We start from the raw sequence: 24583 nt of genomic DNA on the forward strand, positions 1-24583 counted from the left end.
TACTGTCATCTTTACATACGTAAATAGCAGTTAATGGGTTTCATTTTATTCTAATTAAATACTATCACAATGTAGCCGTCTAATGCACTTCTTTCTATGTTAACTCCACATTAAAAAGGCCCTTGACAAAATATATGACAAGGACCTCTTGGAAATTAACTTAATTGTTTTTGTACGAGTTTATTTATCTGAGAACCATCTGCCCTTCCTTTAACCTTAGGCATGACAGCGCTCATTACTTTACCCATATCTTTTTTGGAAGTTGCATTTACTTCCTGAATCGTCTGCTGAACAATTGCTTCCAACTCTTCATTAGAAAGCTGTTCCGGCATATATACTTGTAAAATATTAATTTCAGACTCAAGCTCTTTAACTAAATCGTCGCGTCCAGCTGATTCAAATTCTTGGAGGGAATCTTTCCTTTGTTTTAGCTCTCTGGATAAAATAGTTAACTCTTCATCTTCCGAAAGTGTACCATTACCGAGCTTAATCGATTCATTTTGTAATGAAGCTTTTAACATTCGAATTACTTTCAGTTTGTCTTTATCTTTATTCTTCATTGCCTGCTTCATGTCTTGATTCAGCTGTTCTAGTAATGTCATGCTCTCCAACCCTCTTTAAAATTTACGCTTTCTAGCAGCTTCCGATTTCTTTTTACGTCTAACGCTTGGTTTTTCATAGTGTTCACGCTTACGATATTCTTGTAGTGTTCCACTTTTTGACACACTACGCTTAAAGCGACGAAGAGCATCCTCAAGAGACTCGTTTTTACGAACGCGAGTTGTATTTGACATGCTAATTTCCCTCCCTCCGAAGCACAAAACTCAAAGTATACAAGCATATATAAACTATCATATGCCTTTATAAAGTATAATATATTCTATCTTTTAGGTCAACAGAATATTACATGCTAATAAAATTTTAATCAATAATCAGAAGTACCTTTATTGCCACTCACAATATCAATTCCGGCACTTGCACCGATTCTCGTTGCACCAGCATCAATCATTGCTTTGGTTGTTTCAAGATCCCGGACACCTCCGGAAGCTTTTACCCCCATTTCACTTCCGACTGTTTCACGCATTAATTTAACATCTTCAACTGTTGCTCCACCACCGGAAAAACCAGTTGAGGTTTTTACGTAGTCAGCCCCAGCCTCTTTTGCCAATTTACATGCACGTACTTTTTCATCATTTGACAACAGCGATGTTTCTATAATGACTTTGGTTAATGCTTTTCCTTCAGCAGCGTTTACCACCGCTTCAATATCCGATTTGACAACTTCATCATTATTGGACTTCAGTTCACCAACATTAATTACCATGTCCACTTCCGTTGCACCATCTTTTATTGCTTGTTTCGTTTCAAAAACTTTTGTTTCTGATGATGTAGCTCCCAAAGGGAATCCAATAACAGTACAGACTTTTACGGAAGTATCTTTTAAATTTTCATAGCAATATGGAACCCAATATGGGTTAACACAAACAGAAGCAAAATCATATTCTCTTGCTTCATCCACGATTTGTTTGATTTTTTCTTTTGTGGTTTCAGGTTTTAATTGTGTATGATCTATATATTTAGCTAAATTTTTGCTCATTTTACTTGGCCTCCCAATTTAGTTGTACGTACCTCTGATTATCATAGCATAATTAAAATAAAAAATCTAATTTAGCTTTGGGTATATTCTCCGATATATTTTAAGTTTCACTAATGAATTAAAAAAATAAACCCAGCCAAACGACTGGGAGTGAAATCAATTCGCTTCAATCATTGAATGTGTTGGGTTTTCCATCACACGGACAAATATTCCTTCATTATAAGGATAACCAGACTTTTTAATCTTTACACGTACAATTTTGCCAATCATATCCTGATTTCCTTCAAATTGCACTTTTAAATAGTTATCTGTATAGCCGACCAAAAGGGAAGGATTATTTTCATCCTGTACGCTTTCTTCCGGAATCACTTCAAGTACCTCATCCTCGTACCTTGAAGCATATTCTTTTGCGAGTTGATCAGATAAATTAATCATCTGTTGTACCCGTTCATTTTTCAGTTCTTCATCAACCTGATCTTTCATCCTTGCTGCCGGCGTTCCAGTACGACGGGAGAATGGAAAAACATGCAACTCAGAGTAACCGACCTCTTTAATGAAATTATATGTTTCCATAAATTCTTCTTCCGTTTCTCCAGGAAATCCTACAATAACATCAGAAGTGATGGCCAAATCTGGTAAAGCTTTACGAATTTTTTCCACTTTTCCCTTATAGTATTCCGTGGAGTATTTCCTCCTCATTCTGGCAAGCACTGTATCCGAACCGGACTGTAATGGGATATGCAAGTGTCGGACAATTTTACTGGAATTATCAAGCGCTTCAATAACTTCATCTGTTATTTGACTGGCTTCAATCGATGATATCCTGATACGTTTCAATCCACTCACTTTTGTTTCTAGATCGTTCAAAAGCATGGCGAAATTATAATCATTCATATCTTCTCCATATCCAGCTGTATGAATGCCCGTTAAAACAATTTCTTTATAACCGGCATCAACCAATTTTTGCGCTTGTGCAACAACATTTTCAGGATCTCTTGAACGCAATAGTCCACGCGACCAAGGAATAATACAAAATGTACAGAAATTATTACAACCTTCTTGAATTTTTAATGAGGCTCGCGTTCGATCAGTGAATTCCGGAACATCCATTTCTTCAAACACCCGGTTTTTCATAATATTTGTTACACCATTGATTGGTTTTCTTGTTTTTTGGTGTTCCTCAATATATTCCACCATTTTTTTACGATCCTGCGTTCCGACTACAATATCAACGCCAGGGATTTCCATTATCTCCCCTGGAGAAGTTTGTGCATAGCATCCTGTAACACAAACAATTCCATCAGGGTTTTTGCGGATCGCACGCCGAATCGTTTGCCTGCTCTTTTTGTCTCCGGTATTCGTTACGGTACATGTATTAATGACATATACATCAGAATCATGATCAAAATCAACCCGTTCGTATCCACTGTCCTTAAACATCCTCCAAATACCTTCTGTTTCATAATGATTTACTTTACAACCTAACGTGTGGAATGCTACTGTTGGCATCAATTACACCTCAATTCTTCAAAATGGTAGGAAATACTTGCTAAAACATATAATGATGCTGTCTCCGTACGCAAAATTCTGGGGCCGAGCCGCACAGCGTAAAATCCGTTCTGCTTCAACTTTTCTGCTTCCTTCTGGGAAAATCCTCCCTCTGGTCCAATGCAGACTAATAAACTTGCTCCAACTTCAAGGGTATTAACAATCGAAGCAAACGACTGATGATCTTTGGTTTTTGCCTCTTCTTCATAAGCAAACATCTTCACATCGTAACCAGTGCTTTCTTTTATTAATTCATCAAGCGGCATAGGTGCTTTAACCTCTGGTATTTTATTGCGGTGGCTTTGTTCACTTGCTTCTTTGACAATCTTTTGAAAACGCTTCGCCTTTTTTTCCTTTTTTTTATTATCCCAAACAACCACAGAACGCTCCGCTTGAAATGGTATAAACGAATGAGCACCAAGTTCCGTACCTTTTTGTAGAATCAAATCAAACTTATCTCCTTTAGGTAAACCTTGGGCAATCGTAATATTCACCGGCAGTTCAGCCGTCTCATCGAGCCATTCCTGTATCACTGCCAATACCTGCTCCTGATCAACAGAAATGATTTCACAGACGGCAGCTTGTCCATTTGGTTTATTACAGATAATTTTATCTCCAGCTTTATGTCGTATTACTCGACCGATATGGTGTACATCATCCCCCGTGATAACAACTTCCGTATTCATCCAGTTGCTTTCAGGTACAAAATAACGTTGCAAAGCATACACCCACTTTTAAATCTTTATTTACTTACTTTTTTTGCGATGATGGAAATCCAGTCTTCCATCTCATTCAATTCTATGATCTGGAATCCCTGATTCTCCAATTTATCTTTTACCATTTGCTTCTTATTTTGGATAATCCCAGAAGTAATAAACAGACCGCCCTCAACAAGATTATTCCATGCATCTTCTACAAACCGGATGATAATTTCTGCTAAAATATTTGAAACAATAACATTGGCTCTAGTGTCTACATGGTCAAGTAAATTATTTTGTTTCGCTGTAATTTGTTTATCCATATTGTTCAGTTCAGCATTCATCATCGTACTTTTCACAGCAACATCATCCAGGTCAAAAGCAAGAACTTGTGCTGCACCAAGTAATGATGAAGCAATGCTTAAAACACCAGAACCGGACCCGACATCTATAACAACATCATCCTTCTTTAAATGCTGTTCCAAGGCCTGTATACTTAATACAGTTGTAGGGTGTGTTCCTGTCCCGAATGCCATCCCTGGATCAAGTTCAATAATAATTTCATCTGTATCAACAGGAGTATACTCCTCCCATGTTGGTATGATTGTAATTTTCTTTGATATTTTAACCGGCTTATAATATTTCTTCCAGGCAGTCGCCCATTCTTCTTCATGAACTTCACTCAATGTGACATCATTTTTCCCTATATCTATATCATAGATAATCAGATTATTAATGGCCAACTTTATTTCTTCGACGGTTTCACCCAAAAAACTGTTCATAGGGAGGTACGCTTTTATATAAACACCCTCTTTCGGGTAGTCTTCAGGGTTAAGCTCATAGACTTCACCAAAAAACGTGTCTCTTTCTTTCATTAAATCCATTGGGTCTTCAATCACAAGTCCACTCGCACCCGTTTCATGCAATATGTTAGAAATTGGTTCAATTGCTTCATTTGTTGTATGAATACATATTTCTGACCATTTCATTCCAGCCAACCACACCTTTTTGAAACTCTATTTATGTAAGCGATGTTGCAGTCAACATCGCTAATTGTTATTTAAATGCATTTTTAAACTTTTGGAATATCGAGCTATCCTGTTCATTCGTTGATTCATTACCGCCAATTTCATTAAATTCACGCAGCAATTCTTTTTGCCGGTCTGTTAATTTAGTAGGGGTTAATACTTTTACAATGATATGTTGGTCCCCATGACCATAACCACGAACGTTTGGAGCACCTTTTCCTTTCATCCGGAAGATTTTACCTGATTGTGTTCCGGCGGGTATCTTCAGCATTATTTTTCCATGAACGGTAGGCACTTCTACTTCATCACCTAATGCAGCCTGCGCATAATTTAAAGGTATTTCACAGTAGATATGATCTCCTTCCCGCTCAAAGAAATCGTGGGGTCTTACTTGAATTACTACAAATAAATCCCCTGGAGGTCCGCCATTTACGCCAGCTTCTCCTTTGCCAGCTACACGAATTTGCTGTCCTTCATCAATGCCTGCAGGAATTGTAATGTGAATACTCTTATTCTTTTTCACTTTACCTGCTCCCCGGCAAGTCGTACATTTATCCTCAATAAATTTACCTGATCCTCCGCAATGATGACATACTCTTCGGTTAACCACTCGGCCAAAAGGTGTATTCTGTTCTGTATTTAATTGTCCGGATCCGTTACAATGTGTACACGTTTTTGGCTTTGTTCCCGGTTTTGCCCCAGATCCGTTACATGTTTCACAATTTTCCTCTTTTGGAATGCTGATATCTGTTTCTTTTCCGAAAATGGCTTCTTCAAAATCCAGTGTCATTGTATATTGCAGATCAGCTCCCTGTTGCGGAGCATTTGGGTCACGACGTCGGCCGCCGCCAAAGAACATATCAAAAATATCGCCAAATCCGCCAAAATCTTGAGCTCCAGCACCGCCAAACCCTTGGCCATCTGTAGCTGCATGACCAAATTGATCATATTGAGCCCGTTTCTGTTCATTGCTCAATACTTCATAGGCTTCTTTTGCTTCTTTAAATTTATCTGCTGCATCCTCTTCTTTATTCACATCAGGGTGATACTTTCTTGCTAATTTACGATATGATTTCTTAATTTCGTCTTTCGATGCGCCCTTTTCGATACCAAGCACATCATAATAATCACGCTTACTCACTTGTAGATCACTCTCCCTACACTACTGCATAATTTTCATCTTATCATCATCTTATCCCTGGAGGCAAATAAGCCCTCAGTCATAAAGCTTTGTCATTGAGGGCATCTCCATTCCAAAAAAGTTTATACTCTTATTCCTTAGAAACTTGACTTTTGCAAAACCCTTTGTGGCAAAAGCCGAAGCCCACACTTATACAGTTAAGAAAGTTTTATGCTTTCTTAACTGCTAAAAAAGTCAAAGTCAAGAGAATCCTGACTTTGACTTTTTGTTTGGTATCTATTATTTTTTATCTTCTTCGTCGTCTACTTCTTTGTAGTCTGCATCGACGACATCTTCATCACTGTCTTGTCCCTCTTGCTGACCTTGCTGTGCTTCTGCATCTTGTGCCATTTGTTCATAAAGTTTAACAGAAAGCTGTTGTACTTCTTCCTGCAGCTTTTCTTTCTTCTCTTTGATTTGATCCAGATCATCAGCTTCGATAGCGTTTTGCAACTCTTCTTTAGCAGCTTCAGCTTTTTGTTTTTCTTCATCTGAAACTTTATCATCAAGATCTTTAATTGTTTTATCCGTGGTGAAAATCAGTTGATCAGCTTCATTACGTAATTCGATTTCTTCACGGCGTTGTTTATCAGCTTCAGCATTTTCTTCTGCATCTTGTACCATTTGATCAATTTCTTCATCAGATAGTCCTGAGGAGGATTTGATTGTAATGGATTGCTCTTTATTTGTTCCCATATCTTTTGCACGAACATTCACAATACCATTTGCATCAATATCAAAAGAAACTTCGATTTGTGGTACGCCTCTTGGAGCCGGTGGTATATCTGCTAATTGGAAACGACCAAGCGTTTTGTTATCTGCAGCCATTTCACGCTCACCCTGAAGCACATGAATATCAACCGCTGTTTGGTTATCTGCAGCTGTTGAGAATACCTGTGAATGACTTGTTGGGATTGTCGTATTGCGTTCAATCAACTTCGTAGTTACAGATCCCATCGTTTCGATTCCTAGAGATAGTGGTGTTACATCAAGTAATACGACGTCTTTTACATCACCTTGAAGAACACCGGCCTGGATTGCCGCACCAAGCGCTACAACTTCATCCGGGTTAACACCTTTTGAAGGATCCTGACCAATTGTCTTTTTGATTGCTTCCTGTACAGCAGGAATACGTGTTGAACCACCAACCAGAATAACTTTATTGATTTCATTTGCAGCTAAATCAGCATCAGATAATGCTTTACGAGTAGGAACCATTGTACGTTCTACTAAATCAGAAGACAATTCTTCAAACTTCGCCCGTGTAAGGTTCATTTCCAAATGCAATGGTCCTGCTTCACCTGCTGTAATAAACGGTAATGAAATTTGAGTCTGGGATACACCGGAAAGATCTTTCTTTGCTTTCTCAGCAGCATCTTTCAAACGCTGTGTAGCCATTTTATCTTTTGATAAGTCAATACCGTTTTCCTTTCTAAATTCTTTTACCATATGATCGATAATAACTTCATCAAAGTCGTCACCGCCAAGACGATTATCACCCGCTGTGGAAACAACTTCAAAAGTTCCATCTCCAATATCTAAGATAGAAACATCAAATGTACCGCCACCCAAGTCGTATACAAGGATTGTTTGATCCTGATCATCTTTATCAATCCCATATGCTAATGCTGCAGCTGTTGGTTCGTTTATGATACGTTCTACTTCAAGACCCGCTATTTTACCAGCATCTTTTGTAGCTTGGCGCTCAGCATCATTAAAATAAGCCGGAACTGTAATAACAGCTTTCTCAACTTTTTCCCCAATATAGTCTTCCGCATATGACTTAATATGCTGCAGGATGATTGCTGATACTTCCTGAGGGGTGTAATCCTTATCTTCAATTTTAACTTTGTAATCTGTTCCCATGTGACGCTTAACGGACTGGATTGTATTCGGGTTTGTAATTGCCTGACGCTTTGCAACTTCCCCTACTTGTCGTTCTCCATTTTTAAAGGCTACAACGGAAGGAGTTGTACGGTTTCCTTCAGGGTTAGGAATAACAACCGATTCTCCACCCTCCATTACAGAAACACATGAATTTGTTGTTCCTAAGTCAATTCCGATAATTTTACTCATTTTATTATTTCCTCCTTAACAGCTCAAAAAAATTATTTATTTACTTTTACCATTGCTGGCCTGACTACTCTATCTTTTAGCATATACCCTTTTTGCAACTCTTCCACGATTATATTTGATTCGTACCCCTCATCTTCAATTTGCATAACCGCGTGATGGAGATTTGGGTCAAATTCCTTGCCATCTGTTTCAATGACTTCCACACCTTGAGATTTCAATGCGTCCTGAACTTGCTTATAGACCATTGTAATCCCTTCAACCAGGCCGGAGTTAGCATCCGTTGTTTCCACCTGTAATGCTCGTTCAAAATTATCCATTGCTGGCAATAATTCATTAACCAGATCTTGGGATTTATACTTACGGTCGGCTTCCTTCTCTTTCTGTGACCGTTTTTTAAAGTTATCATACTCTGCTTGTAGTCGAAGCAACCGCTCATGAGTTTCTGTTTTTTCCTGTTTTAATGCTTCCATTTCTTTCTGAACTGAATCTATATTACTTTCTTCAGTTGGAATGTCTTTTTCTTCTGAATCAATCACTTCGATATTTTCAGCTTCATCTTTTCTGAGTTGTTCTTCTTCAGCAGCTGTTTTATTACCTTGTTCTTCCACTTGTTACACCTCCCATTTAAAATAACCATATAAGAATATATCATGAATTACAGATAAATTAAAACATTGTATTAAAATACCTGCAGGTTCTTCTAAAGCATTATCTGGATATATTTTATCAATCATTGTTTTTATACCATTTATATAATGCTTCTGTCATTTCATTTGATAATGCATTTAATAATGTAATAACTTTTCTGTACTCCATCCTTGTTGGTCCAAGTAACGCTATTGTTCCCATCTGGCCATCACCCAACTGATAGGATGATGTGATGAGACTGAAGTCTTTAATTGCATCAACCTGATTCTCATTACCTATCGTCACGTTAATTCCAGTATTTGTCCGTTTGAGCAGATTTGCTATCTCTTCTTCCTTCTCCATCATGGAATAAAAAGACCGTATTTTATCCACGTCGTTGAATTCAGGCTGCATTAAAATGTTTGATCTGCCGCCAATATACATTTTAACGGGATACTCATTAAAAAAAGCTGCTTTTAAATAATCATAAGATTTATCATACTCACTGAGATACGTCTTCATCAATGATGCGATTTCCGTATTAAACATTTCTGGTAATTTTAGAATAGACACACCATACAGCCGGTCATTTAAAATATTAACCATTTTTTCCAAATCTGAAGGATTCATTTCTGCAGGAATAGAAAAAGAACGATGCTCTACATGCCCCGTATTTGTGATTAGAATAGCAACAGCAGAGTTTGGTGATAATGTAACGATTTGTATTTGCTTTAATTTTGTTTCAAATAGCTCAGGTCCCAAAATGATAGAAGTGTAATTTGTCAGTTCTGATAGAACCTCAGCCGACATTTGCACCAACTGCTCAAATTCAAAGAAACCATCCTGAATAAAGCTTCCGATGACATTTACATTATCCTTTACGGAAAGTGGTACAATTAAATGATCGACATAATATCTATACCCTTTTTCTGAAGGTATACGTCCTGAAGATGAATGTGTTTTCTCCAAAAAACCCATATCTTCCAAATCTGCCATCTCGTTTCTGATTGTAGCAGCACTATAAGGTATATTATCTTTTTTTGAAATAGCACGTGAGCCAACCGGATGCGCCGACTCGATGAAATCATCAATAATCACTTTCAGGATCAATAATTGCCTTTCAGTCAACATGATAATCACCTCTGTTAGCACTCAGCTTCAACGAGTGCTAATGCTATTAATAAATTATCAAATCCTTATTTCTTTGTCAATTATGACGTTCTCCAGATCAGATTTCTCCAAAAGGAATTCCTGAAACACCCTGTTGGCCAGCAGCAAACCTTTGTCTGTCAGACGAAGGTTTTGACTATTCTCTTCAAGCAAACCTCTGTGAGTCAAGTCAGCTATTGGGTACTTATACAGCTTTTCAGGTAGGATTCCGAATTTTTGCTCAAAACTTCCTTTATCTATCCCGTCTATTCTCCGTAAACCTAAAAACATTTCTTCTTCAATTCTTTCTTTTAAACTGATTTCATCAACCTGTAATATCGGTTTTCCACTATCCATTGCCTTTTTCATATATTCAGGTAATGGACGAATATTGGCTATGCGCTTTCCAGGGAGATAAGCATGGGCACCAGCGCCAAATCCATAATAGTATTCGTTACCCCAATACGTTAAATTATGCTTACTTTCAAACCCCGGTTTTGCGAAATTACTAATTTCATATTGACGCTGTCCATTTCCCTGCATTGTTTTCCTTAAAATTTCATACATTTGCACTTCATCATCCTCAGCAGGACGGTGCAATTTTCCTTTTTTATGTTTCTGATAGAAAACCGTTTTGGGTTCAATCTGTAATGCGTAGGTCGAATAATGTGGCAAATTAAATGAAACAGCTTCATCAAGTGATTTTTTAAATTGTTCAACGGTCTGATGTGGCAGTGCATAAATCAAGTCGAGACTTATATTCGTAAAATTATGCTTGTTTAGTAAATCTACTGTTTCGTAAACATCACTTACCCTATGTAATCTGCCTAGTCTCTTCAGCATCTTATCGTCCATTACCTGTACGCCAAACGAAATTCTATTAATTCCAAAAGCTTGAAGCAATTTGGTTTTTTCCATATCCAAATCACCAGGATTAACCTCGATAGAAAACTCTTCAACATTTGAAACATCAAATTTTTCGTGGATAATTTGGAATAATGACCGTAACTGCTCCTTATTCAGTGCTGTTGGTGTTCCTCCACCAATAAAAATAGTTCTTATTTTATTTTTCTTTCCGTTAATATTCATATTTATTTCATGGGCCAATGCTTCTATATATTCAGTTGCCGCTTTTTCATTATAGTAAAACTTCACAAAGTCACAATATTGACATAGCTGCTGGCAGAATGGGATGTGAATATAAACGGATTGTACTGGATTCAAAATGATTCACTCCTATTGATTGCAAAATTTGGCCAGTGTCCTTTACTAACGCCAGCCTTGTAGACAATTTCACTTTTTTGGGCAAAAGGAAAAAGGAAAACCGGGGTAGCAAACCAATGCATCCAAGTTCTCCCTTTAGCCATTAATTATTATCATCATTCATTTCTAATACGGCCATAAAAGCTTCTTGAGGCACTTCCACAGAACCAACCATTTTCATACGTTTTTTACCCTCTTTTTGTTTCTCCAGCAGTTTTCGTTTACGCGAGATGTCTCCACCATATAATTTGGCAGTTACATCTTTTCGTATTGCTTTAATGGTGGACCGTGCAACAATTTTATTGCCGATTGCGGCTTGTACGGGTACTTCAAATTGTTGTCTTGGAATAAGATCTTTCAGTTTATCAACAATTTGTTTTCCACGTTCGTATGCAAAGTCTCTGTGAATAATAAATGAGAGAGCATCGATTGTTTCCGAATTTAACAGGATATCCATTTTCACCAGTTTTGATGGTCTGTGTCCGATCATTTCATAATCAAATGAAGCGTATCCCTTTGTATTTGATTTTAATTGGTCAAAAAAGTCGTAAACAATTTCACCTAATGGAATATGATAGACAACATTCACGCGAATATCATCCAAGTATTGCATATCAACAAATTCTCCGCGCTTTTTCTGGGCAATTTCCATGACAGCCCCAACATAATCATTCGGAACCATAATAGTTGCTTTCACAAATGGTTCACTGACTTCCTCAATGACCTGAGGATCCGGCATAATGGATGGATTGTCAACCGTTATAATTTCTCCATCTGTCTTCTCCACTTCATAAATTACACTTGGAGCAGTCGTAATTAAACCAATATTAAATTCTCTTTCGATTCTCTCCTGAATAATTTCCATATGCAGTAATCCCAAAAATCCACAACGGAAACCGAAGCCTAATGCCTGGGAAGTTTCCGGTTCATATTGGAGGGCTGAGTCATTTAATTCCAATCTTTCCAATGCGTCCCTTAGAGAGTTGTAATCATTGGAATCAGTCGGATATAAACCGCAAAATACCATCGGATTGAGCTTGCGGTAGCCTGGTAACGGTGTTTCAGCTGGTTTATTTACATGTGTGATCGTATCTCCAACGCGGGATTCTGATACATTTTTTATGGAAGCTGTTAAATAGCCGACATCCCCTACAGTTAACTCATCTTTATTAACTTGCTGCGGTGTAAAGACCCCAATTTCATTAACCTCAAATTCTTTTCCTGTTGCCATCATTTTAATCTTATCCCCGACTTTAACAGATCCCTCTTTAATACAAATATAAGCGATAACTCCTCGATACGAATCATATATTGAATCGAAAATAAGCGCTTTTAATGGTTCATCTGCACTACCCTCGGGTTCTGGGATTTCCTGTGTAACACGCTCCAGTATATCTTCTATTCCAATATTTGATTTGGCTGATGCCAGAATGACATCCTCTTCATCTATACCGATTACATCCACCAATTCCTGCGTGACCCGTTCAGGATCCGCACTTGGCAGGTCAACTTTATTAATAACTGGAATGATTTCCAATTCATTATCAAGCGCGAGGTACAGATTTGCCAGAGTTTGCGCTTCAATCCCCTGAGCTGCATCCACCACCAGAATCGCACCTTCACAAGCAGCAAGACTTCTGGAAACTTCATATGTAAAATCCACGTGGCCAGGAGTATCTATTAGATGAAAAATGAATTCCTCACCATTTTTGTTTATATATTGAAGCTGTACCGCATTTAACTTTATGGTGATTCCTCTTTCGCGTTCCAAATCCATCGAATCAAGAAATTGTTCCTTCATTTCTCTTTGTGTCAATGATTTCGTATTTTCTAAAATTCGATCAGCCAGCGTTGATTTACCGTGATCAATATGGGCTATAATCGAAAAGTTACGTACATTTCTTTGTTTTTTCGTCATCCGTGATGTTCACTCCTACATCACTTTTATCTCGATCAGATAAAAGTATTAAATTTATCCCATATGTAACCGGCAGCTAGACCTCGCTTCAAACCTTGGAGTTAAAACCAGGTTGGGCAAGTGGAAGTTCAACCGCCAGCACATGTCCGATTCGTTGAACTAACAATTACTAGCATTGATTATAGCAATAGTAGTGGCTTTATTCAATGAAAAGAAATAATGGAGCCCTGATTAACTACATTTATTAATCAGGGCTCCATTCGTATTAGAAATAATTAGAAAGGGAAAAATTATTCAGTATAACCACAGGAAGTGATTTTCTTCCGAGGAGGCTGAAGCATTGCCCGTGAAAAGCGACTGCCCGGAGCGGAAATCAACATGCTCTTACGTCGCTTTATCATTTTTGTGTCAAAAACAACATATCTTTTGGTGGGACGAGTAACCGCAGTCCCATATCTTTTGGTGGGACGAGTAATCGCAATCCCACACCTTTTAGAGGTAAGCCTTCTGATTAAATTAGTTGTCTTCATTATCGATGATGGCGGCATGTTCTTAGCCGCCATGTTGGTTTCTTAACTGCCTAGAAAAATAATTGGGATATTTGATAAAGCATTTGGACAACCATTTCGTAGAAGCCTTTAACTACTGTTTCCAATAGGGATGCAGCCTTTTGCGTAAAGTGTACCTTCCCTTCCATCTCCAGCGCTTCCTGACTGACAGCCTGGTCTACTGTTTCGATTTGCTCCGTTTCCTCTACCATTTGCTCTTTTTCCTCAATTTCCTCTATAGTTTCATCCTTGCCGGCTAAATCATCACGTTCTATTCCATACACCATACCAGTTAGAAAAAATACGGCAAGTAGTAAAATAACAATAAAAGAACGAATCATTTACGCTGCCTCCCTATGAATCAGCATCTACTTCTTCTGCATCCCAATAAAATTCACTAAACACATCTGCCATAGCATCAGCAGACCGGTATAATTCTTCCAGGTTATTCTCTACGCCGCCAAACTCAATCAACAGCGCATTATCCGATAAATCCTGGTTGTAAACACCGTTAGTACCCGCCCCTTTTTTTGGTAAAACTCCTCTGCTTAAGCCAGGGTATTTTTCTTCTATTAAATAATGTAGTTCTGTAGCTATTTCTAAATTTTGCTCGTGGTCTGCATGTTCAGCACCAACGACAAACATAATTCTGGCATATGACTCCCCGTTTATTTCTTTTGTCGTTTTATCCCGGGGAATGGAATCACGGTGCAAATCAAATATATATTGAATATCCTGGTTGGAGGCAAATGCTTCTTCCACTACTTCCCTGGAAGCTGTATATGAATCAGGGTATCCCAAACCCTTCTCATTAAGAAGATTCGAAATATCCGCATCAGCAACCTGTGTTCCAATACCATCAGCCTCCAAAGATGCAGAAAGCCGGTCACTCACCTTGGTTATATTCACTTCATGATGATGTGCATGATGGGGATTCGTGACATCAGGTAAGTGAGGTAAAAAAGATTCCCGGTTATGTGAATTATAAATAAATACAATATCCCCTTCCGTGCTTGGTGAAACCTCATCCTGATCGTCTTTGGATTCACCCGGATCTTCGGATTCCCCCTCTTCCTCCAATACAGCTTCCCTCTCACGTAATACTTCTTCCAGTGGAGGCGATGATTCAATAGGCAGGTTGGTATAATCGGTACCTTCTCCAGCTATTAGAATTCGATTATCATACGCAGAGAAACCAGGCAATTCATTTCCTAGTAAACTCCTGGGATCATTTGGCTTGATACTTGTTGTTATTTGAAAGAGTGTTGCAGAAATCCCGGGAAACATTTGATCCTCTGGGTATACCTGTTTAAATGCTTTATTTTCCATACCTAACAGATATAAAAAAACAGAACCATCTACATCACTTGTCCATTCTGTTATCATATTAGAAGAAAAACGGTACGCTGGTTTTATGGTGGTTAATACACCAATGGATACAAACAATACAACAATGCTTATTAGGTAGATAGCACTTTTTTTAAAAAGGATTCTTTTACCATGGTGTTCGTTATGTCTTAATAGCATGGTCCCACCCTTCCTGAAGTTGACTCTTAGTTAGAATCTATGAGCTGACTTCAGGAACTAGAACCAAATCTCTTTATTTTTTAAAAATGGTAGAACGATGAAAAAGTCTATCTTGTATAATTGGCAAAATTATCAACATCAACTTTTTCATGTAGTGCGGCATTAATTCCATTTGCAATTACATTTGCCATATCAATCATAAAACCATCCACTTCTTTAGGAGTAACCATCAGATTATGGCCGATTGGTGTTAGCACTTCCGTTATAAGCTTCCTTTTTTCTTCTTCCGTCAGCCCTCCTACTATCCCAAGAAATGTCTCCCTTCCCTCTTCATTGGGTAAATCTTCTTCCGTAAATTCTTTGTTTCCAAAGTTTAAACTTGCTGGTGCTATTGATTTGGAAGGACTGTCCTTCTCCTTCCATTCACGCCCAAAGTGTTTTAATAAAAAGTCAATTGTGTCACTCGTGATTGTGACTGCGTCCACAACAGTCGGAACTCCGATTGCCAATACAGGAATCCCTAATGTTTCTTTACTTAATTCCTTCCGTTTATTCCCCACGCCCGAACCAGGGTGTATACCGGAGTCGGATAATTGAATGGTTTCGTTAACACGCTCAATTGATCTGGAAGCAAGGGCATCAACCGCAATGACAAAATCAGGTTTAAACTTCTCTACAATACCAAAAATAATGTCACTTGTTTCAAGCCCGGTTACTCCCATTACTCCTGGTGTAACAGAAGCGACAGGGCGATAACCCTCTGATACCGTTTCATGCTCCATTTTAAACAAATGACTAGTAACTAAAATCTTTTCAGCTGCCATCGGACCAAGAGCATCTGGGGTTACATTCCAATTTCCCAGACCAACAATCAGCCCTGTGCTATTAGCATCTACACCATTTTTGGCTATTAACCGCTCCAATTCTTTTGCAAGTATTTTTGCTGCAGCCTCCTGTCTGTCTGTGTCCTGCCTTTTTACCCCATCAGCATAGATTGTAATATAAGACCCTGCTTTCTTGCCTATTAACTTTCCGCCTTCCTTATCGATATCCACATAAGAAATTTTTATATTATCTATTTCCTGCTCTTTTATTGTTACACCCTTTAATTGATTTTCCTGTACTTGCTTTTCTTCCGTTTCAACATACATATCCCTTGCTTCAACTGCTAAATCAGTCCTGACTTGGAAAACTTTGTCTCTATCAGCCATGATTATTTCATCCTTTCGCTTATTATTAGTATTAGAATTTACAATCTATACAAATTCATGTATAAACGAACAAAGATATTGAAAACAAACTGGTCCTTTGGTAAAATGTCTGTTGTCCGCTAATAAAGCGTAATTGGTTAACCAATGCTTGAGATGAGGATAAAATTTATTTTACAATTGACTAAATAATGATTTTTACAGGAGGTGAAAACATGGCCAATATTAAATCTGCAATCAAACGTGTTGATGTTAATAATAAAAAACATGTGAACAACCAGGCACAAAAATCAGAAATGCGTTCACAAATTAAACGTGTTGAAAAATTGGTTGAAGCAAATGACGTAGAAAATGCTAAAACTGCATTGTCTACTACAATGAAACATATCGATAAAGCTGTTCAAAAAGGGATTATTCATCAAAACAACGGTAATCGTCAAAAATCACGTCTTGCTGAAAAAGTAAATAATCTGGGAGCATAAAAAAACGATCCTATTATGGATCGTTTTTTTATACTCCCAGAACGCTATATAGCAAAAACTTTATAAACAGCTAAAGCTAAATTCATGACTATAGCTTTGGGCTAAGCCAAGTTTTATAACTTTTATGATGCTTGTACAAGCTCGTATAACAGTAATTCAAATGCTAAGCCTTTTTCCATGTCGCCCTGTTTCATAGCCGTATCCGCATTGGTTAATTTATCGATAATACCCTGCAGCTTCCCAACAGTGAACTGCTTTTCACGATTAAGGGCTATTTTAATTACATATGGGTGCGCACCAAGCTGTTTTTGCATTTGGGATTGACTATATCCCTTTAATTTTAGAAGCTTTACACGAAGAATCGTTCGAAATTGAAATGCCAGTAAACCAATCAAAGCTATCGGCTCTTCTTTCATTTTTTCCAAATCCTTATAGATGGCTATGGCTTTATATAAATTTCGGTCAATTACCGCATCAACTAACCTTAACGAAGAGCTGTCAGAGGTGTGCGCGATTAAATCCTCTGCAATATCCTTCGTTATCGTTCCCTCTTCACCAACATACATTGCTATTTTCTTCAGTTCGCTTTCCAAAAGCTGAAGATTTGTTGATAGTTCTGTTTCAAAAATCTCATATGCATCATTCGCAATGGAAATATTTAACTGATCTGCCAGGTTATTAATCCATTTTGTCAATTCATACTCTTTAATCGGATTGCACACGGCAACAGTTGCATTTTTTTTAAGCAATTTGCTTATTTTTTTCCGTTCATCAATTTTTTCATATGGTGCAATAATGACGAGTATCGAATACTCCACAGGTGATTCCAAATAACGCTCCAGCGAAGCCAAATCATGCTCAAAGGATAGTTTATCCGGTTTCGCCTTCAGAAAACCTGGATTACTGGCCAAAATCAGTTTCTTTTCTCCAAAAAAAGGATATGTTTCCGCATCCGCAATCACCTCTTGAATAGGCGATTCTTCAAGATCATATGTAGATAAGTTCTCCTCATCCTCTGTCAATACCGCTTTCGAAATGTATTTTTTTAAATTATTAATAAAGTACGATTCTGATCCGTACAGTAAAAAAACCGGGGAAATCTGCTTCCTTTTAACTTGTTTCAATACTTCCATATATGACATGCTATCCACTCCAATATTTATAATAATAATGGTAAAACGGATCCCATGGAATAGCAAGAAATTTTATAAGGGGGAATTTTTTTATTCAACTCCCCCTTCAATCTATATAAACGTTTTAATTACAGCCCTAGAAACTGAAATCAAAACGATATTTGTCTACCTATAGATTTTCCCGTCTAAGTAAAAGTATAGATGTTAAGTCTTTCTAAATATGGAGAAAAAGAATTATGGAACAAATATCATCCATCGGTGGATTTTTTTTATTATTTAATTTATACTAATGATGATATAGGAGGGGTTAAGTATGAACGAATTCGAAAAAAATACACAGTCTAAAAATCATGATGTGGCCGATTCTATTATGGGCTTTACTGGCTCGTTTATTTTCTTTTTCCTGATTTTTGCTATCGGTGTTGTTATTAGTATCGTTACCCGCTAAAAACAAGTTGCTCCTTTAGAGACGATTAAATGAATAACGAAAGAGACTGAATAATTGCAGTCTCTTTTTGTATTTCTTCATTTCTAGATTAGCCTATGGTAAATATTTAAAAAAGGTTCCATTATTATATTTAAACCGGTATTGAACAGCACCGTGTTCATCCGTTCTCAATATAATCACTTCCTCTTTATCCAATATCTCCAGCACTTGAGCTGTCGGATGTCCAAATGAATTATTTTCTCCCACAGAAATGAGAGCATATTCGGGATTAATATGTGATATAAAATCCTCGTCTGTTGACGTATTGCTTCCATGGTGGGCCACTTTCAACACATCTGTTTGTAAATATGGATACGTACGGCTTAGCTCTTTTTCTTCATTTATTCCTATATCCCCTGTAAAAAGCCAATTCTTCCCGCCAAGCTCTGTATATAACACAAGTGAATTTTCATTCGGGGATAAATTATTTTTATATGGTGCAAGTACATGAAAAAGTTGTTCTCCTATTCGAATTGTATCATCGCGTGTAACCTGCGATACTTCGATATCATTGCTTTCCCATGATTGAGCTGTTTCATTTGTTAATTCATAAAACTTACTGAGTATAACCTTCTCGACATCAATTTCCTCAATTATATACGAAAGCGAACCGTTATGATCTATATCTTCATGCGTTAAAAAAACTGCATCGATTTTACTGATTCCCCGTGAATATAAATATGGTTTAATCATTTGTTTATATACATTTTCGGTCGGCTTCATGTCTTCAAATGAAAATGTTGAGCCTGCATCAATTAAAATAACACCTTCACGATAAGGCAATTCAATAATAAATGCATCACCCTGTCCAATATCCAACATTGTAACTGTTCCTGACGGCGAAAAATATGGCTTGATAGCGATACATATAATCAATATTACAATCCCAATACCATATTGGAATGCATGTTTTAAATTTCCCGGCTGCAGGTTTTTCATCAAGGCGAAAAACAGGATGTAGTATACCAAAACAAATAAAAGTGGCAACGGTCCCATTATCCAAGGAAAATCAGCGTGGGCATCAACAAATTCAATAAAACCTATAACCTCTTTGTTAAGCAGAACGAATATCGTATCAAAAACACTGGTAAAGTAGGATGGGAGTGGTGTTAACAGCAGTAATATGAACATTAAAGGAATAACAAAAAGCGAAAAATATGGAACGATTAACCAATTTAAAATAATTGACAATGGTTGAAATAAGGAAAAATACGCAAATAAAAGTGGTAATATCATCATTTGGGATACAAATCCTATTTGCAGGATCTGAAAAAAGGAGGAGTCAGTTTCAGTTATCCATTTTCGGGATAAAATTAATGCTAGAGTTACAAGAAATGATAACTGAAACCCAACATGATATACGATATATTCATCGAGTAAAATAAGAATTAGAAATGAGATGCTTAAAACATCTGTTACACTGAATTTCAATTTTACTTTGTTTATTATGATAAATATCAAAACCATTGCGCTCGCCCTTAGGACAGAGGGTTCTCCTCCGGCAATTAAAGCATAAACAGGCAGAAATACAAGCATCACCAATTGTGCTTTTTCTTTCGTCAACAAATTAAGTTTTATGAGTAAAAAATAGATTAAAGCGACTATCAAACCGATATGCAGGCCTGATATTGCCAATATATGTGATAAACTCCATTTTTGAAACAATTCGATGGTATCTTCGCTTATTTGAGAATCTTCTCCTAATACCAAGGCAATTAACCATGCAGATGTATATTGGCTTACATTTTTGTTTACATTGGCCATTAAATCAGTACGAAGTTTGAAGATCCGATGAAGAAATGTGGAGCCTTCACATTGAATTTCATCCAGTGACTGGACAACAAGCTGGTATGAAATTCCTTGTGTCAATAAGTAATTACCATAATCGAACTGACCGGGGTTCCTGCCTTCAGGTGGCATTTCCATTTTTCCAATGATCTTACATGCAGCTCCATATTTAATATCTGAAGGAATGATAGGAGGAGAGTTTTTCGTATCTTCATCAGGAAAGTAGATGATAGATACCTTATTCTCTGATTGGTCTTCAAATAGGAATTCAAGCTTTTCGTTTGTTGAAGTAACCGGACCGGTAATGTGTCCGGAATGCTGAATGCTTTGGGGAGGTGATGGTATATTAGTTTCATCAATCGAAGGGATATACAATATAAAAAAAAGAAAGAAGGTCAGGGAGATGGTGATAGGGATTTTCCCTAACCGTTCCTTAAAATATAAATAGAATAACCATAAGAGTAGTCCTGCTATAAACCAGTAATTATCAGAGATGACAGTGAGAATACTAATTGCTACCGAAATTGCAGTAAAATGCCAATATCCTTTCACTTATTTACTCACCTTTTATCATTAAAATTTAAACAGCTTTTCTGCTTCACTTTTTACAACAGATAATTGCGCCTCATCATTTGTTTCTGTATCAAGTTTCTCTATCAACGCTTTTACAAACGCTGTTTTCTCCTTGTAATTGGTATCCACTGCCAAGTAATCCAGTTGCACTTTCTTTGTCTGTACTCCAGCCTCCTGGAATAATTCAATGGCATACGGATGATTATGGTAGTCTTCTGCATAATATACTGTATTAATGCCACTTTGAATCAACTGCTTACAACACTGAAGACATGGAAAGTGTGTAACGTAAATATCAGCATTTTCAGTCGGAACACCAAATTTTGCACATTGCAAGAGTGCATTTGCTTCCGCATGTACAGTACGAACACAATGACCGTCAATGACGTAACATCCATCATCGATGCAGTGCACACTTCCGGAAACACTGCCATTGTAACCGCCGGCAATTATTCGTTTTTCCCTAACGATTGTTGCTCCCACCATAAGTCTTGTACATGTACTCCTAAGTGCTAATAAATGGCTTTGTGCCATAAAATATTGGTCCCATGATATTCTTTCCATATCGTATTCCCCTTTTACTGTCGTTTTTTTATCTAGTTTACATTTTTCTCATAATACTCGTCAATCAACTAAGGCACTTGTATATCTTCCCGAAGGTTTTCCAATGTTTTCTCTCCAATTCCGGAAACCTCCAACAGATCTTCTATTGATTGAAAGTGTCCATTCTCATCCCTGTATTCTATGATAGCCTGTGCTTTCGAAGGGCCTATTCCACTTAAATTTTCTATTTCTGTTTGCGTTGCATGATTTATCCGTATCTTATCTGAATTATTACTGTTAATGCTCTCTCCTCCCTCCTCCGACATTTCTCCTTTTTCTGGTATAATAATAATCATTTCGTCCTGAACTTTCTGGGCAAGATTCACTTGTGACTGATCAGCATCTGAAGTGAATCCTTCTGCTTTTTGGATTACATCATTGACCCGTGAATCTATGTCCATTTCATAAACTCCCGGATTGCCTACAGCACCCTTCACATCGACGATGGCTATCATTTCCCCTGAAGTATTGTCTTCTTCCTTTTTCATTATATTCTGAGAAGGTACTACAGCATTTGAAGCCGCATTGCTATCTTCCATTTCCTTATCGTTTGTAATAAACAAAAATGCAATAATCACAATTGCCAATACGATGAAAAATGAATATTTTTTGAGTGGTTTGATCAATGGGGGGTCACATCCTTAGATAGTTTTCGGGGAATTCAAGAGGAAAAGAGAGGTTATTATATATAATACCACAATTTGACAAGAAATCCTTCTATTAGAAACTTGGCTTTTCACTAGGTACTTGTGGCAAAAGGCCAAAGTCCACGAGTAACGCAGTCTCAAATCTTTTAGAAAACAATTTTCTAGTTAAATTAGCTGTTTTTATTAAAGATGGTGACTGCATGCTCTTAACCGCCATGTTGGTTTCTTAACTGCTAAAAAAGATCGGAAATATTTTGTTATTCCGACCTTTTTTCTGTAATAAAAAAAATCCTCTCTGCATTTTCAAGTGAATTATTATCCAGCTGAAAATCAGCGTAAATTCGTGTATTTTGAAAACCTGATTCATTCAATAACCTTTGAAAAAATTCAACAGGATATGTTCGCTGGTGATGATATTCATCAAACCTTTCATAATTTTCTCCGGATAAGGTAAAAAATGTAAGGTCATGATACATCTCACCAGTATTTTCTCCCTCTGTGCAAAACCAGATATAGGAAGCATCATCCGTCACATCGGCGAACGTGTGATTTTTCAGTTTCTCTTCTACATAATTCATGGAGTGTACATCAAATAAAAACATACCGCCCTCTTTTAAAGCACTCGCTACGCTTTTAAAAACCGCTTTTAATTCATCTTGGGCTGTAATATAATTTATAACATCACAATAACTTACGGCCGCATCTAAATTAGTCAGTCCTTGAATTTCTCTCAAATCCTGACAAATCCACTGAATGGAATAATTCGTTTCACTTGCTTTCTGTTGGGCATATGTGAGCATCTCTTCAGAATAGTCAACCCCGGTCATATTGTATCCGGCTTCAGCCAATTTCATGGTTATTTCACCAGTACCACATCCCAGGTCGGCTATTTTTTTTATGTGCTTGCCTGATCGCTCAAAAGCTTTTTGGGTAAATGCAGCCCATTCATCATACGGTGCATGATCCATTAATTTGTCATATAAATAAGCCATCTGCTGATATACCATGGTTCACCCTTCTTGACCTACATGTAATTCAATGTGTGATGAATCACCCCAAAGGCGTTCCAGATTATAATAATACCGCTCGTCTTTATGGAAAACATGGCATACAATGTCACCAATATCAACTAGAACCCAGCGCGCCTGATCAATACCTTCTATACGTTCCACATGAATATCTTGTTCATCCATCGTCTCTTTAATGGCTCTTGCGATTGCCTGAACCTGACGTTCATTATTACCATGACAAATCAAAAAATAATCTGCAACAAGCGATACCTGATTCATATCTAATGCAATAATATCCTCAGCTCTTTTATCATCACAGGCATCCGCAGCAGCTTGAAGAATTTCTTCACTTTTCATTAATTAATGACCCCCATTTAATTTTTTTGTTAAATCATTATATGCATGGAATGTATCCGGATAGACAGGTACATTTTTTTTCATTAAATATTGTATCGTATTTTTGGATGTCATCCAACATGCTTGTATTAGATCTTGCTCCGCCATTTCCCTTACTTCATCGATTCCTGGAAAACTTCTTCCTGGTTCAATATAATCCGCTAAAAAAATAATCAATTCCAATTTGCTCATGTTTGCTCTTCCAGTAGTATGGTAGTGAACGGAATTTTGTATGGATTTGTCATTTATTCCCAATTCTTTTTCTAACAAAAGAGCCCCGACTGGGCCATGCCATAATTCATGATGAAATTGAAGTAAATCCTTTGGTAAAGAACTTTCCAAAATCTGCTTTTTCATTTTTTCCAGAGGGCGGTATTTACAATAATCATGACAAACCCCAGCAAGCTCAGCTTTCTCCTCTGATTCATCATATAATTTTGCAAGTTTGACTGCTGTTTCAGCAACCCTCAGTGAATGTTCAAATCGTTCTTTTGTTAATAAAGGTTTTACATAGTTTATGGCTTCATCTATTTTCATACAAATGATTCTCCTTAATATAGGCATTAACCTTGTCCGGAATTAGATAATTAACTGATGTTCGATCTGCTAAACGCTCCCTTATAAAGGTAGATGAAATATCAATCACTGGTACTTCTACTTCAGTAACAGGATAAGGTGAATCCAGTTGATGCCCTTTTCGCTTAACACCTACGAACTGAACAAGGTTAGTGAGTTTGTCAATTCGATCCCAATGCGGCAGATATTCAACCATATCTGCTCCAATAATAAACCGGAAATCAATATCGGGATGATCATTGACCAGTGCTGACATGGTGTCAAAAGTATACGATTTTCCTAAGCGCTCTATTTCTATTGTATTCATTTTAAACGAAGGATTACCATCAATCGCTTTTTTCAACATATTCATTCTGTCTTTTGCACTGGACTTCGCTTTATCTTTATGCGGAGGGGTGTAGGATGGAATGAACCATATTTCATCCAGTTCCAGTGCCAGCCTTGTTTCTTCAGCAATGATCAGATGTCCAGTGTGCGGCGGATCAAAAGTCCCTCCTAAAATACCTACGCTACGCATGATT

The 24583-nt window shown here is 37.3% G+C and carries 25 protein-coding genes; 2 read left to right on the forward strand and 23 right to left on the reverse strand.

Annotated features, from left to right (window positions below):
• Positions 1–155: 155 nt before the first annotated feature.
• The 15 genes from ACZ427_RS09755 to gpr form a co-directional block, all read right to left on the reverse strand.
• Positions 156–602: a GatB/YqeY domain-containing protein gene (locus ACZ427_RS09755; RefSeq protein ID WP_461177583.1), complete on the reverse strand. Its 447-nt coding sequence runs from the start codon at positions 600–602 to the stop codon at positions 156–158.
• Positions 603–617: 15 nt separating this feature from the next.
• Complete coding sequence (gene rpsU / locus ACZ427_RS09760; protein WP_019377991.1) at positions 618–794, reverse strand: 30S ribosomal protein S21; 177 nt, start codon at positions 792–794, stop codon at positions 618–620.
• Between the two features lie 131 nt (positions 795–925).
• Positions 926–1597, reverse strand: coding sequence for a deoxyribose-phosphate aldolase (gene deoC, locus ACZ427_RS09765; RefSeq protein ID WP_461177582.1), 672 nt, complete (start codon positions 1595–1597; stop codon positions 926–928).
• 156 nt (positions 1598–1753) lie between these two features.
• Positions 1754–3106 (reverse strand): tRNA (N(6)-L-threonylcarbamoyladenosine(37)-C(2))-methylthiotransferase MtaB, encoded by a 1353-nt coding sequence (mtaB, locus tag ACZ427_RS09770; RefSeq protein ID WP_461177581.1) that lies wholly within the window; start codon positions 3104–3106, stop codon positions 1754–1756.
• Positions 3106–3864 carry a 16S rRNA (uracil(1498)-N(3))-methyltransferase gene (locus ACZ427_RS09775; protein WP_461177580.1) on the reverse strand — a complete coding sequence of 253 codons (759 nt, stop codon included), beginning with the start codon at positions 3862–3864 and terminating at the stop codon, positions 3106–3108. The genes mtaB and ACZ427_RS09775 overlap by 1 nt, the downstream gene beginning before the upstream one ends.
• A 23-nt stretch (positions 3865–3887) precedes the next feature.
• Positions 3888–4832 carry a 50S ribosomal protein L11 methyltransferase gene (gene prmA / locus ACZ427_RS09780; protein ID WP_461177579.1) on the reverse strand — a complete coding sequence of 315 codons (945 nt, stop codon included), beginning with the start codon at positions 4830–4832 and terminating at the stop codon, positions 3888–3890.
• A 67-nt stretch (positions 4833–4899) separates the two neighbouring features.
• On the reverse strand, positions 4900–6012 hold the full coding sequence (dnaJ, locus tag ACZ427_RS09785; RefSeq protein WP_461177578.1) for a molecular chaperone DnaJ: 1113 nt from the start codon (positions 6010–6012) through the stop codon (positions 4900–4902).
• Between the two features lie 279 nt (positions 6013–6291).
• Entirely contained in the window at positions 6292–8127 is a 1836-nt protein-coding gene (dnaK, locus tag ACZ427_RS09790) for a molecular chaperone DnaK (protein WP_461177577.1), read from the reverse strand.
• Positions 8128–8159: 32 nt separating this feature from the next.
• Positions 8160–8735, reverse strand: coding sequence for a nucleotide exchange factor GrpE (grpE, locus tag ACZ427_RS09795; protein ID WP_461177576.1), 576 nt, complete (start codon positions 8733–8735; stop codon positions 8160–8162).
• 118 nt (positions 8736–8853) lie between these two features.
• Positions 8854–9885, reverse strand: a complete 1032-nt coding sequence (hrcA, locus tag ACZ427_RS09800; protein WP_461177575.1) for a heat-inducible transcriptional repressor HrcA — start codon at positions 9883–9885, stop codon at positions 8854–8856.
• A 57-nt stretch (positions 9886–9942) separates the two neighbouring features.
• Positions 9943–11127, reverse strand: a complete 1185-nt coding sequence (hemW, locus tag ACZ427_RS09805) for a radical SAM family heme chaperone HemW (protein WP_461177574.1) — start codon at positions 11125–11127, stop codon at positions 9943–9945.
• Between the two features lie 142 nt (positions 11128–11269).
• Positions 11270–13084 carry a translation elongation factor 4 gene (gene lepA / locus ACZ427_RS09810; protein ID WP_461177573.1) on the reverse strand — a complete coding sequence of 605 codons (1815 nt, stop codon included), beginning with the start codon at positions 13082–13084 and terminating at the stop codon, positions 11270–11272.
• A 580-nt stretch (positions 13085–13664) separates the two neighbouring features.
• Positions 13665–13973, reverse strand: coding sequence for a hypothetical protein (locus ACZ427_RS09815; RefSeq protein WP_461177572.1), 309 nt, complete (start codon positions 13971–13973; stop codon positions 13665–13667).
• Positions 13974–13986: 13 nt separating this feature from the next.
• Positions 13987–15159: a stage II sporulation protein P gene (spoIIP, locus tag ACZ427_RS09820; protein ID WP_461177571.1), complete on the reverse strand. Its 1173-nt coding sequence runs from the start codon at positions 15157–15159 to the stop codon at positions 13987–13989.
• A gap of 107 nt (positions 15160–15266) precedes the next feature.
• Positions 15267–16370 carry a GPR endopeptidase gene (gene gpr / locus ACZ427_RS09825; RefSeq protein WP_461177570.1) on the reverse strand — a complete coding sequence of 368 codons (1104 nt, stop codon included), beginning with the start codon at positions 16368–16370 and terminating at the stop codon, positions 15267–15269.
• 212 nt (positions 16371–16582) lie between these two features.
• Here gpr and rpsT point away from each other — a divergent pair, with 212 nt between their 5' ends.
• Complete coding sequence (gene rpsT, locus ACZ427_RS09830) at positions 16583–16849, forward strand: 30S ribosomal protein S20 (RefSeq protein WP_461177569.1); 267 nt, start codon at positions 16583–16585, stop codon at positions 16847–16849.
• Positions 16850–16971: 122 nt separating this feature from the next.
• Here rpsT and holA read toward each other — a convergent pair whose 3' ends face one another.
• Positions 16972–17991, reverse strand: coding sequence for a DNA polymerase III subunit delta (gene holA, locus ACZ427_RS09835; protein WP_461177568.1), 1020 nt, complete (start codon positions 17989–17991; stop codon positions 16972–16974).
• A 304-nt stretch (positions 17992–18295) separates the two neighbouring features.
• Between holA and ACZ427_RS09840 the strand changes: the two genes are divergently transcribed.
• Complete coding sequence (locus ACZ427_RS09840; protein WP_461177567.1) at positions 18296–18430, forward strand: YqzM family protein; 135 nt, start codon at positions 18296–18298, stop codon at positions 18428–18430.
• Positions 18431–18523: 93 nt separating this feature from the next.
• On the opposite strand, the gene ACZ427_RS09845 is transcribed toward ACZ427_RS09840, so the two are convergent.
• The 7 genes from ACZ427_RS09845 to ACZ427_RS09875 form a co-directional block, all read right to left on the reverse strand.
• Positions 18524–20809, reverse strand: a complete 2286-nt coding sequence (locus ACZ427_RS09845; protein WP_461177566.1) for a DNA internalization-related competence protein ComEC/Rec2 — start codon at positions 20807–20809, stop codon at positions 18524–18526.
• A 21-nt stretch (positions 20810–20830) separates the two neighbouring features.
• Complete coding sequence (locus ACZ427_RS09850; RefSeq protein ID WP_461177565.1) at positions 20831–21394, reverse strand: ComE operon protein 2; 564 nt, start codon at positions 21392–21394, stop codon at positions 20831–20833.
• 68 nt (positions 21395–21462) lie between these two features.
• A complete protein-coding gene (locus ACZ427_RS09855) occupies positions 21463–22059 on the reverse strand; it encodes a helix-hairpin-helix domain-containing protein (protein WP_461177564.1) in 597 nt (198 codons plus the stop codon).
• Between the two features lie 278 nt (positions 22060–22337).
• Complete coding sequence (locus ACZ427_RS09860; RefSeq protein ID WP_464883417.1) at positions 22338–23087, reverse strand: class I SAM-dependent DNA methyltransferase; 750 nt, start codon at positions 23085–23087, stop codon at positions 22338–22340.
• A 3-nt stretch (positions 23088–23090) separates the two neighbouring features.
• Positions 23091–23447: a ribosome silencing factor gene (rsfS, locus tag ACZ427_RS09865; RefSeq protein WP_461177562.1), complete on the reverse strand. Its 357-nt coding sequence runs from the start codon at positions 23445–23447 to the stop codon at positions 23091–23093.
• Positions 23448–23450: 3 nt separating this feature from the next.
• Positions 23451–24023, reverse strand: a complete 573-nt coding sequence (gene yqeK / locus ACZ427_RS09870; RefSeq protein ID WP_461177561.1) for a bis(5'-nucleosyl)-tetraphosphatase (symmetrical) YqeK — start codon at positions 24021–24023, stop codon at positions 23451–23453.
• Positions 24010–24579 carry a nicotinate-nucleotide adenylyltransferase gene (locus tag ACZ427_RS09875; protein WP_461177560.1) on the reverse strand — a complete coding sequence of 190 codons (570 nt, stop codon included), beginning with the start codon at positions 24577–24579 and terminating at the stop codon, positions 24010–24012. The genes yqeK and ACZ427_RS09875 overlap by 14 nt, the downstream gene beginning before the upstream one ends.
• Positions 24580–24583: the final 4 nt, after the last annotated feature.

The organism is Virgibacillus ainsalahensis, from assembly GCF_055380755.1.